Source organism: Clostridioides sp. ZZV15-6388, assembly GCF_020657755.1.
GTDB lineage: Bacteria > Bacillota > Clostridia > Peptostreptococcales > Peptostreptococcaceae > Clostridioides.
Window position 1 is genome coordinate 22,610 of record NZ_JAGWCU010000023.1, and the last position, 12,333, is coordinate 34,942.

The 12,333-nt window shown below is 27.0% G+C and carries 10 protein-coding genes; 1 reads left to right on the forward strand and 9 read right to left on the reverse strand.

The window, feature by feature from the left end; translation table 11 throughout:
* Positions 1 to 111 precede the first annotated feature (111 nt).
* The 7 genes from KGF48_RS13685 to KGF48_RS13715 form a co-directional block, all read right to left on the reverse strand.
* A complete protein-coding gene (locus KGF48_RS13685) occupies positions 112 to 1,971 on the reverse strand; it encodes a putative bifunctional diguanylate cyclase/phosphodiesterase (protein ID WP_227838845.1) in 1,860 nt (619 codons plus the stop codon).
* 1,411 nt (positions 1,972 to 3,382) lie between these two features.
* Positions 3,383 to 4,351: an ABC transporter substrate-binding protein gene (locus tag KGF48_RS13690; RefSeq protein ID WP_227868151.1), complete on the reverse strand. Its 969-nt coding sequence runs from the start codon at positions 4,349 to 4,351 to the stop codon at positions 3,383 to 3,385.
* 84 nt (positions 4,352 to 4,435) lie between these two features.
* Positions 4,436 to 5,191, reverse strand: coding sequence for an ABC transporter ATP-binding protein (locus KGF48_RS13695; protein ID WP_227829720.1), 756 nt, complete (start codon positions 5,189 to 5,191; stop codon positions 4,436 to 4,438).
* The gene (locus KGF48_RS13700) at positions 5,188 to 6,144 is read right to left on the reverse strand and encodes an iron chelate uptake ABC transporter family permease subunit (RefSeq protein ID WP_227838847.1); all 957 of its coding nucleotides are present in this window, start codon (positions 6,142 to 6,144) and stop codon (positions 5,188 to 5,190) included. Before KGF48_RS13700 ends, KGF48_RS13695 begins: the two co-directional genes overlap by 4 nt.
* Complete coding sequence (locus KGF48_RS13705; RefSeq protein WP_227868152.1) at positions 6,134 to 7,087, reverse strand: iron chelate uptake ABC transporter family permease subunit; 954 nt, start codon at positions 7,085 to 7,087, stop codon at positions 6,134 to 6,136. The genes KGF48_RS13700 and KGF48_RS13705 overlap by 11 nt, the downstream gene beginning before the upstream one ends.
* Positions 7,088 to 7,326: 239 nt before the next feature.
* Positions 7,327 to 8,310, reverse strand: a complete 984-nt coding sequence (locus KGF48_RS13710; RefSeq protein WP_227838849.1) for a membrane dipeptidase — start codon at positions 8,308 to 8,310, stop codon at positions 7,327 to 7,329.
* Positions 8,311 to 8,368: 58 nt separating this feature from the next.
* Entirely contained in the window at positions 8,369 to 9,571 is a 1,203-nt protein-coding gene (locus tag KGF48_RS13715; protein WP_227838850.1) for a DUF819 family protein, read from the reverse strand.
* 197 nt (positions 9,572 to 9,768) lie between these two features.
* On the opposite strand from KGF48_RS13715, the gene KGF48_RS13720 reads away from it, so the two are divergent.
* The gene (locus KGF48_RS13720; protein WP_227838851.1) at positions 9,769 to 10,323 is read left to right on the forward strand and encodes a cupin domain-containing protein; all 555 of its coding nucleotides are present in this window, start codon (positions 9,769 to 9,771) and stop codon (positions 10,321 to 10,323) included.
* 100 nt (positions 10,324 to 10,423) lie between these two features.
* Here the strand turns inward: KGF48_RS13720 and KGF48_RS13725 are convergent, their stop codons facing one another.
* Both KGF48_RS13725 and KGF48_RS13730 read right to left on the reverse strand, forming a co-directional pair.
* A complete protein-coding gene (locus KGF48_RS13725) occupies positions 10,424 to 11,215 on the reverse strand; it encodes an HAD hydrolase family protein (RefSeq protein ID WP_227838852.1) in 792 nt (263 codons plus the stop codon).
* 27 nt (positions 11,216 to 11,242) lie between these two features.
* Positions 11,243 to 12,331 carry a cysteine protease StiP family protein gene (locus KGF48_RS13730; RefSeq protein WP_227868153.1) on the reverse strand — a complete coding sequence of 363 codons (1,089 nt, stop codon included), beginning with the start codon at positions 12,329 to 12,331 and terminating at the stop codon, positions 11,243 to 11,245.
* Positions 12,332 to 12,333 lie beyond the last annotated feature (2 nt).

The window sequence follows — 12,333 nt, forward strand, 5'->3', positions numbered from 1 at the left end:
TTCTCAGTACTTATACCACTATACGTTTTTAAATAGTTAACAAAATCTAATAAAGTACTTATAATATAAGTACTTTATTAGATTATTATATATTAAAATATACTTTAACTATTATAAACTATAAACAATTTCTTTATCTAATATTTTTTCAAACTCTAACATTGGCATTGGTTTATAAAAGACAAACCCTTGAACCAAATCACACCCAATCTCTTTAAGAAACTCAACCTGTTCTTTATATTCAATACCTTCAGCAACAGTTATAATATTTAACTCTTTTATCATCTGTATAATATTTTTTATTACTATCTTCTCTTTTTCTTTGTTTAAACTCTCTTTAAAAAACATCGAGTCAAGCTTTAAAACATCAAATGGTAAATCCTTCAAAACACTTAGAGACGAGTATCCCTTTCCAAAATCATCCAAAGAACAAGTAAAGCCACTTTCATGTAGGTCATGTACAATTTCTAAAAGATGCTCTTGATTTTCAAAAGCAACACTTTCTGTAAATTCAATTTCTATAGTATTTTTAGGTATATTATATTTATTTTGTATGTGCGAATAAGTTTCTACAAACTTAGCATTATAAAATTGAATCTTAGAAACATTAACTGAGATAGGAACAATTGTTTTATTTTCATCTAATCTCTTTCTAATCCATCTACATACCTCTTCAAACACATATTGGTCTACCAAACTAATAAAAAACTCCTTTTCCAGTATTGGAATAAATATCGCTGGAGATATCACACATTTGTCTGGTGTCATCCAACGTACTAAGGCTTCTGCACAATCTATTTTTTGATTATGTAAGTTAACTTTAGGTTGAAAATAAACAACAAATTCTCTTCTATTGAGTGCTTCATGTATTCTACTCTTAATTGTATTTTCTTCAATCATTTTTTTACGAATATTTTCATTATAAAAAGCATACTTAGTACCTGGTTTATTTTTGACAGTCTTTTGTGCAAAGTTTGCACGATTTATCAAATCATCTATATTTAATTTCTCATTCACATCTTCAATACAACAAATTCCACTAACAATAGTAATACTATATTTATTTTTAATTTCATCTGTAATGTTAATCAACTTATCATCTACAACTTGTTGTCTTCTTAGCAAAGTCTCCTTATCTACATAACATCTTAATGCAACAAATCTATCTGCAATCTCTCTTGCAAATACTTCGTATTTTCCAATATCATCCATCATGATATTAGAATAGCGTTTTAATATCATGTCACCATAATCGTATCCAAATATATCATTGATATACTTAAAATTTTCAAAATCGATATAAAATATAGCAAATTTCTTATCTTTATACTTATAAATATACTGCTCTGCATCCAACTTAAACTTTTCTATAGTATTTGCTCCTGTAAGTTCATCTTTATATGCAATATTTTTTAAATCTACGTTTAGTTTTTCAAGTTTAATTAATCTTCTATTGTACTGTATAATCAATATAATCCATGCTACTATGCCTACAATCGATATTATAATTATTAAAGTCATTAAGTAATTGCTTTTTTCTTTAGAATAATGTTCTATTTCGAATACTGTGTCATTTGCAATCTTAAAAAATTCTTCACTTGTTTGTAATAACTGACTACTATCTTCTTCCATCCTTACTTTTTTAATTTCAATATTTAAATCTTCCCATTTTCTTTCTAGTAAAGATAAATACTCATTATATTTTTTACAGTCAGTGACTACTAGACCATATTTTCCATGTCCTGTATTTAATTCATGTAAAATTTCATCGATATATTCTACTAGTTCATCATTTGGTTGAAGATTCATTTCTAATTTAGTTAGACGTTGACTAGCTCCACGAACAATACCAACATAATTAATCAACTTTCCATAATCTCCAATGTTGTGAATTAATTGAACAGAAATGTAACTTATAGAAATTAATAAAACAAATAAAACTAAGATAGTCATCTTTAAAAATCTCTTCATAAAATACCTCTATCCCCTATATTTTCACGTTTATCAGATATTCTACAATTATGCTAACTAGGTTTTTTATATGTTATAAATAATTAGTATGATTTCAATTTTCTAAACATTTTTAATAACCAACTTAGTAAAAATATTGTATAATCATTTTTCTCAAATAACGTGTATTAAACTTTAATAAAATTCTCTTATCACTTAAAATATAAATAAGCTTCCTTAATTCCATCTTCTTGTGACTTAATTACATTTAAAAATTCTGCTCTTTGTTTAGTAGAACTTTCAGCTTTATTAAATTTTTAATAATCATATGTAATTAATCTGGGTTGTTCATTCTCGTTTGTAGGTGGTATTGAAAACATCAATGTGTTTTTTTATAATCATACTCAATAAAATAATCATCCATAAGTTCATACACACGTAAATGTTTTTCAAGTTCTGTTGTACAAAGTATTTTTCATGTAAACTAGTTGAGAAATAAGGGTCTATTTGATAAATATTAGAAATAGCTTAATCTAGTCCTTTAATCAAACCATTATTATCGCCTCGGCCAGTCATGAAATAGAAGGGTTTTAGAGAAAATTTGGCAATTGTTTTTACATTTTCAATATAATTCGTATTATAGTTAAGCATGTCTTCTGAGAACCATCTTGCATAACCTGTATCTGTTCTTTTTCACTATCACAATATACATATTGTGGTATAAAGACTTCTTTTACAATATGCTTCTAAATCTTTTATCATTTTATTGTTATTTCTAATTACTACAACCCTCAATGTCTGTGTAGCTTGAGCGTCAATAATAATGTCTTTTGTATCATCATACAATACTTGTAAAACAGTGTCAGATACTACATAACTATGACTTGAATAGTTATATATTTTTCCAAAGTCATCATTTAAATTATAGCTCCCATTAAATCAATTTAGCCCAATTCTACCTTCTTTCTTTAGTGCATATGCTGTAGGTGTTATATGGATAAAAGCAATAATTAGTACTAAAAATAAAAAAACGTTTTTTTAGAGATTTTCTTCTTATATTTAACCCCCCTTCTGGGAAATTATATAATAAATAAATATATATCCATTGAATTATTAATATAATAACATAACCTTGTTCATGTATATATTAGATTAATTGTATCAAAATAACTAATAAACCGCAAGTTCTAGCTAGTTTTTTAAACATAGAATGATAAAATACTTACAATCAAAGAAATTTTTTCACAACATTATATTTATGTTAAATAGTATTGTACATAATGAGCTATATCTTTCAATTAAATAAACTATATAAAGCAAAGCTTATAATGTTATTAACCACAGAAATATTTAAATCATAAAAAATCAGCCACTTTAAAGTGGCTGATTAATATAATCATTATATAAAGCACATTTGCTATAAACAATATGCTTACTTATTAACTGCTTTTGAAGCATCATCTATCATTTTATTTAAAGATGTAAGACCACCATCATTTACATACCATGTTGGTGCATCTAAGTATATTATATTATCATTTTTATAAGCATCCATAGATTTTATTACGTCATTGTTTAAAACAGATTTAGCTGTTAAACCAGCTTTCACATCACTACCAGTAGCTATACCTCTATCTATAACAAACATAATATCTGGATTTTGTTTAGCTATATATTCAAAAGTAATATTTTGACCATGACTTGATTCCTTTATATCTTTATCTTTATTCTTAAATCCAAAACTATTGTATAATATGCTAAATCTAGACTCTTCACCAAATACACTTAAATTCCCCTCATTTACCATAAGAGTTAAAGCATTTAAGTCTTTCTCTGTTACTTTTTTATTTAAAACTTCTATTTTCTTTTCAATTTTAGCAAATTCTTGATTAGCTTTCTCTTCTACTCCAAATATTTTAGCTATTTTATTTATATTATTTTTGACAGATTCTAAATACTTCTTATCATCTTTACTTGTACTTATTGTTGGTGCTATCTTAGATAATTGCTCATAAAAATCTTCTTGTCTTCCATTTATTATAATTAAATCTGGATTTGTTGATTTTATACCTTCTAAATCTGGTTCTTTTAATCCACCTAAGTCTGCATATTTTTCATCTTTATACTTTTCTAAAGATGCTGGCAAACTTGATTTTGGAAGTCCTACTAAACCCTCACTGACACCTAGTGCATCCATTGTATCTAGTGCTGAATAATCAAATACTACTACTTTTTTAGGCTTTAACTTTACATCTGTTTCTCCTAAGCTATGAGTTATTTTTATAGTAGCATCTGAAGCATCTGCTGTTTTCTTCTCACTTTTTTTACTCCCACCTAATGCAAATACTGCTACTAATCCTACTATAGCCACTGTTGCTATTATTGCTGCTTTTTTATTCATCTTAATGTCTCCCTCATTTTTTATTAATATTCGTCTTAGTTTAAATTTTGATTAGAAAATTCATAGATTCCTATCTATAGTGTCTTAAAAATAAACACATATTCTATTTCCATTTATATGCTTAATGTCAAAGTTCATTTCGTAAATATCTCCTAAAACTTTTTCATTGACTATTTCATCTGTACGACCTACCTTTTCAATTTTTCCATTTTTAAGTGCAACTATATTATCTGAATAGCATGAAGCAAAATTTATATCATGCATGACCAACACTATAGTCTTACCTAATTCATCACAAAGACTTCTAAGTACCTTCATCATTTGTACTGAATGATTCATATCCAAATTGTTAAGTGGTTCATCAAGTAATATGTACTCTGTATTTTGGGCTATTACCATTGCTATATAAGCTCTTTGTCTTTGACCTCCACTTAATTCATCCAAATATTTGTCTTGTATATCAGTTAGTTTCATATACTCTATAGCTTCATTAATGTATTTTTCATCATCTTGAGTTAAATTTCCTTCACTGTATGGAAATCTTCCAAATCCAACTAATTCTCTTATTGTGAGTTTTAAAGTTATATTATTAGATTGTTTAAGTATAGCTATTTTTTTAGCTAGTTCTTTATTATTGTAAGAATTTAAGTTTTTTCCTTCTATTAATACTTCTCCACTATCACCGCCTATAAGTCTTGTTACTATTGATAATACAGTACTTTTACCAGCCCCATTTGGACCTATAAAAGATGTTATTTTCCCTTTTTCTATATTAAAAGAAACATTATCTACAACATTTTTATTTTTATATTTTTTAAATATGTTTTTTATTTCTATCATCTATTTGCCCCCTTTAATAATAATTGGATAAAGTAAATTCCTCCTATAAAATTTATTACTACGCTTAATGTTGTATCAAATTTGAATATATGTTGTATAAAAAATTGACCTATTATTAATGTAATTATTCCTAGCAATATAGAACCTAAAATTAAATATGTATGTTTATATGTTTTAAAAACTTCTCTAGCTATGTTGGCTAGTAAAAGCCCTAAAAATGTCATAGGTCCAATAAGTGCTGTTGATACTGAAACTAAAATTGCTATTAGGATTATCATTTTTTTTACTACTTTATCAAAATCTACACCTAAATTAATCGCTTGCTCTCTACCTAATGACAGTACATCTAAATATTTTATATCATCATATATAAAAGGTATTGTTGCAATAACTATTATAAATGCAATTAATAATACATTTGTATTTATATTATTTAGACTAGCCATTATGCTAGTTTGTAGTGCTAGAAATTCATTAGGGTCTATCATTACTTGAATAAATGTTGTTGCACTTTTAAATAGAGTTCCAAATACCATTCCTACTAGGATTAAAAAGAAAATATTATTTTCTTTTCTTTCAAACAATGCTCTATACAATAGCATTGAAGCTACAATCATTATAGTAACATTAATGATAAAATTATAATTTTCATTTATGATAAGAATACTGGTTGCTCCAAATATAAATACTATTATAGTTTGAATCATTACATATAAGGAATCTAACCCTAGTACACTTGGTGTCAATATCTGATTGTTAGTAATCGTTTGAAATACTACAGTAGTAAATGCTATACATCCTCCTCCAAGTATCATCGCAAGTATTTTTGGTATTCTTTGTGATAATGCATAATCTAGATTATTCATGTCTATTCCATAGGTTAAAAAAAGCACCATTGATATCAAGAGTAATGCAGTCATCAAATAAATTTTTTTATTAAGACTAAGCTTCATTTATATTCCTCCTTAGTATTAAGTAAAGGAATAGTATACTTCCTATAACGCCAACTGTAAGCCCTATAGATATTTCATATGGATAAATGATAATCCTTCCAAAAATATCACATATAAGTACAAATATTGCCCCAAATAATCCCGTATGCCATATACTATCTCTTATATTATCACCCATATACAGAGATACAATATTTGGAACTATTAGACCTATAAAAGGTATATTACCAGCAGTAACAACTACACATACTGTGACAAGAGCTACTATTATTAAACCTAAATTGACGACTTTTTTATAACTTAGCCCTAAGTTAGTTGCAAAATCCATCCCCATTCCAACAACAGTAAATCTATTTGCATAAATATATGCTACTATTATGAGAGGTATTGTTATGTATAATATTTCATAATTTCCTTTAAGTATCATAGAAAAATCACCCTGCATCCAAGAACTTACATTTTGACTCAAATCATATTTATATGCAATAAAATCAGTCATAGAACCTATTATATTTCCAAACATTATACCTACTAATGGTACGAATATTATACTTTTAAACTGTAACTTCCTTATTATTTTCATAAACATAAATGTTCCTATAAGAGAAAATATAAATGCGATTATAGTCTTCGTGAAAATCGATGCACTTGGTATTAAAAGCATACAAATTACTATACCAAATTGAGCCGCATCTATTGTTGCTCCTGTAGTAGGCGATACAAATTTATTTTTACTTATCTGTTGCATTATAAGGCCTGATATACTCATTCCTATACCTGCAATTAATATACTTATTAATCTTGGTATTCTACTCATGACAAATATCATAAGTTTATGCTGATTTTTTGCAAATATATGCATTATGTTTATATCTTCTGCTCCTATAAATAAGGAAAAATAAGATAAAATTATTATTCCTATAATTAAATATCTCTTTTTCATTCTCCCTCCTTAATTTTTACTAAAAATGATAATAATTATCATTTCTTTTATAGTTTATCAATAATAATTATCATTGTCAATATATATAGATATTTGTTTTTTTATATAAAAAATGTTACTAGAATTTTTAATTCTAGTAACATTTAAATTTAATCTAATCTATATACCATATATAAACCTATATATATGAATGCTTATTATTAAGTATAGCATTTTCTACACCTAATTTAGTTAATATCTTACTTTAGTATCTCTTTAAATACTCTATAAAAGTTTCCACTAGATATTAAGTTTATATCACTCTTTTTATATCCTCTTTTTTCAAGCTCTACTATTATATTCTTAGCTTCATATGTACTTTTAAGCCCATCTACACTTGGATTTTTGGAATTTTCTTCAGTAAAAGAACCTATAGTCTCTTCTCCTAGATAGTCACTAAAATCAAAACCAAAAGATACATGCTCTATACCTATAAGATTCACCATATAGTCTATATGGTCAACTAAGTGTATTAAATCTTGCTTTTTCGGATTGATATTTGTAAATCCTCTAAAACTATTTATTCCCACTAATCCACCTGTTTTTGAAATTTCTTTTAATTGATTATCTGTGAGATTTCTTTTTGCATCACATAGATTTTTAACATTAGAATGAGATGCTATAACTGGTTTGCTTACAACAGACATCAAATCCCAAAATGATTTTTCATTTAGATGTGATACATCTATTAGCATACCTAATTGTTCTAACTTCTCTACTGCTTTTTTTCCTATTTCAGTCAATCCTCTGTTTTCATCTCCTAAACACCCTGTAGCAAGTTCATTCTGTTCATTCCAAGTTAATGATGCATGTCTAGCTCCAACTTCTTTATAATAATATTCGATTAAGTCTAAATTTTTTCCAACATGGCTTAAACCTTCAAGACCTATTAAAATATTTATTTTATTCTCATTTAGACCTTTATTTATATCAGAATATTTTTTTACTATATTTACAATATCCTTCATATCTTCAATTTCTTCTTTTATACATTCTATTATCTGCTTAACTCTCTTTTCCGGCTTTTTATCATATGGTGGGTCTATCCATATTACAAAAATAGCCCCTTCAATATTTGCTTTTTTAAAATTTTCAAGATGGATTCTTCTAAATACATCTTTCTCTCCATTAAGCCTTCTTATCGTTACATCTGACCAAGTATCTGAATGTCCATCAAAAATCATGACAACCTCCAATTAAATAAAGTTTTTTCAAACGTTTGTTTTTCACTTTTTATAAAACTTATATTAAAATATTTCCTACCAAAAGACCAAAATAATTACCAACTATATATCCAAATGTCCCAACTATAAGTATTGGCCCTACTAACTTAGACCACCCTTTTGATATTGCCATAGCTGCTGCTGTTGTAGGTCCACCAATATTTGCATTAGATGCAAGAATAGCTTCTTCCAAGGTAAACTTAAATATTTTGGCAACTATAAATGTAACTAACATGTTTATAAGTACCATTATTCCACAATATAAAAGTAATAATGGAGATTTTTGAATTATTAATGGGATTGAAGCAGGAACACCTACTACAACAAAGAAAATGTAGATTAAAAATGTGCCCAGCTCTTGAGCTCCTTTTATATCACTAAAGAAATTAGGCATAAAGGTAGCAAATATCATAGTTAAAGTAGTTATTATTAGATATTGATTGCCAAATAAAGTATTTAACATTGCTAAAAATGGACTTGACGTTGGTATTATAGATTTAAACCAACCTGACAATTCTACTGATACTGCAACTATTATAAAAGCACTACCAATGGCTATTGCTATATCTTTTAAAGATATTTCTTTTCTTCCCCAATAATTTGCTGCTATTGTTTCGCCTTCATTTACACCTATGCTTTCCATCTCATCTACATGTGGATGTTTAAAATGTTTTCTAAAAAATCCAATAGATGGGATGGCTATTAAAACAAAGAAATATAATGCCATCAAAAGATTATCTGCTACAACAGTTGCTGATACCAATTCCCCAGGTGCATCAAATGCTCCTGACATAGCTGCAAAGTTTACATTTCCACCTATATAAGAACCTGTCATCATAGCTGCAACAATATTTAAATCTGGTACTGCATTTTTTAATGCCAAGAATCCAATCATAGCTCCAAGTACAGTTCCTATCGAACCTACAAGAAATATTACAAGTAATCTTCCACTCTCTTTCCATATCTTTTTGATATTACATTGATATAACAACAAAGCTATGGCTAAAGGTACAACATAACCCCAGACTTGGTCATATACAACAGACTCTACTGGTATAATATTTAGATTTGATAATAACATTGCCCCTACAAGAGCTATTATTGCTCCTGATATTTTTGATGCCCAACTATACTTTTGCTCTAAATAAATACTAAACGCTGCCCATCCAGTTACAATTGCCCATAATACCCAAATATTATCAGGACTTACAAAACTCCTCATCTCAACCGCCTCCATTTCATTAAATTAAAATATCAATATTAATATTCAATATATTGAATATTAATACTATTATAATTCATCTTTTCAGAAAATTCAATATAACGATGTAAATACATGCATTACATAACTTTTATTTTATTTTATTAATTTTGGAAACTATATATGTTATAATCATGTTTGAGGGGGGTTTTTATCTAATGGACATAGATGTTGGAAGCAAAATTAGAGCTCTTAGAAAATCTAAAAATATAAGTATAGCTACTTTAGCCAAAGAGTCAGGTTTAAGTACAGGTTTAATAAGTCAAATTGAACGTAATATGGTTGTTCCATCAATTATAGCAATGTGGAAAATAGCAAAATCTCTTGATGTAAACATAGGCTATTTTTTTGATGATATTGGGAAGGATGATTCTAATATAGTAGTAAAGAAAAACAATCGAAAGAAAATAGTAACTAACGATTCTACAAAATTTTATGAGCTTCTTGTTCCTAATCTAATTGGAAAAAAAATAGAATTCATACTTGTTACATTAAATGGACATACAAAAAAAAGTAGCGAATTTGTAACACATGAAGGAGAAGAATGTGGGTACATAATAAAAGGAAAAATGAAAATAACACTTGGTAATAAAGAGTATATATTAGAGGAAGGGGACAGTTTTTATTTTAACAGCACTATACCTCACATATATGAAAACTGTGATGATGATGAATGTATTTCAGTTTGGGCAATGACTCCACCTTCATTTTAATATATTAGACTCTTGTTTAAGTATAAATTAATAAAAATCTGAAATAAATTAGTATGATAAATTTTATCCTAATTTATTTCAGACTTTTCTAGTTTATTGGTTATATATTAAGTAGACAACTTTCATCTAAAATTTTAGATAGTATTTCTTCAGTCCCACTCATTCCATCAAATTTACTTGATATAAATGTGTTTTTTCTTTCATTTTTATTTATATCACCATGCTTCAATACATAAGCTTTATTTGAAATATCGAGCATTCCATAATCCATAATAGAATCCCCAATTGCATAAAAATTTTCTATTCCTAATTCTTTGGTTAGGTATTCGATAGCATTTTCTTTTGAGATTTCTTTTGGTATAAAATAAATTTTTCTACCACTTACATACAATCTCCAATTTTTTGATTCCAATATATTTATATACTCTCTAATTGAATCTAAATTAAATTTTTTAAAATCTACAACTATATAAAAAAATGTATCCTCTGCAACTTTAAAATTAGTTATTCCTTCTATATTCAAATAAGTTTTAAATTTATCTACCATGCTTTCAATAGGCTCATAGTTAAATTTTAATTTGTCTATCTTTTCACTCCATGATTTCAATATTTCATTATCTTTAAGTATAACTCCTCCATTTGAAGTTATACTCCATGGAAAATAAATGCCATATTTATTAAATTCTATACGCTTAAACTGTTCTATTGTTCTAGTGGTAGTTGGTATAAACATACCATAATATTGTATTTGTTTTATTAAATTTATAGTATTTAAAGATATATAAGAGATTTCTTTCTCTTTATAGATTTCTATATTTGTATATCTCTTATCAGTATTTAAAAATTTATCAGAGTAAATAATACTCCTGTCTAAGTCTGAAAAAACAATCATTCAGTATTCTCCTGTCAAATATATTTTCTAAACATCTTTCATATTTTTTATTATGCCACAACACTTGTAAGCTTTTAAATTCATTTCTTCAACTTCAACATTTTTCTCTTTTGCCAAAATAAATATATGCTCTAAAGATTTATCATTTAAGTCTTTAACAAGTATCTTATATGGAACTCTCCTAAGTAAAACTCTTGTTGTTTCTCCTACACCTGGCTTGATAAAGTTGATATCTTTTATATCGTACTTTTCCTTTATATTTAAAACATCAAAATAGCCATCTTTAGTTATAATATCACTTTTCCATTTTTCAACTTCATCAGATATATTTTCAAATTGGTTTTTGAAACATGCCTCTATAGTTTCTATATAATTTATAGACTCATCTTTATCCTTTAAATGGTTATAAAACTTAGCACCATGAAAATCATCCTTACCAATCAAATCGTCTCTTAGCACAGTTCTACTCACTAGCCCAGAAACAGTTGAGTTTAAACATGCACTTGGTATTAAAAAGTCTTCTCTAATTCCATAAAGTCCAGAATATCCAGCAGGGTCAGCTAATACAGCAAGAGTTGAATCAAAATTCTTTTTAAATTTAAATTTAAGCTCATCACATGCTTTTTCTAGCTCTCTTGATATTGTTCCCTTGCCAGTCCATCCATCTAAAAATTGTATGTTTGAATTTGGATGACTATTTATTATATATTCAACTGCATTCATATCTATTCCTTTATCTCTTATTATAGATATTGTATAGTGAGGTAAATTTAAATTATACTTATTTCTTAGGTATCTCTTTGCCAAAATACCAATTGGTGTTCCAGCTCTAGCAAGTGAAACTAGTACAACATCATTTCCATTTTTTTTAATTATCTTTTCACACATAACACCTATAGAAAATGCCAGTTTATTCTTGTTTTGTTCTAGTTTATCATGATATAATTTCAGATAATCTTCGCTAACCTCATACTCTATTGGTATCATTTCTGAATAATGTCTGCCACTTTGTATTTTTAACTCTCTCTCTTTGTTTCCTTCTTCTTCAATTAAATTTGATATATCTTTTAATAAAAAGACAACATCATCTTTAGAATATGTGCTAAATTCTCCCATAT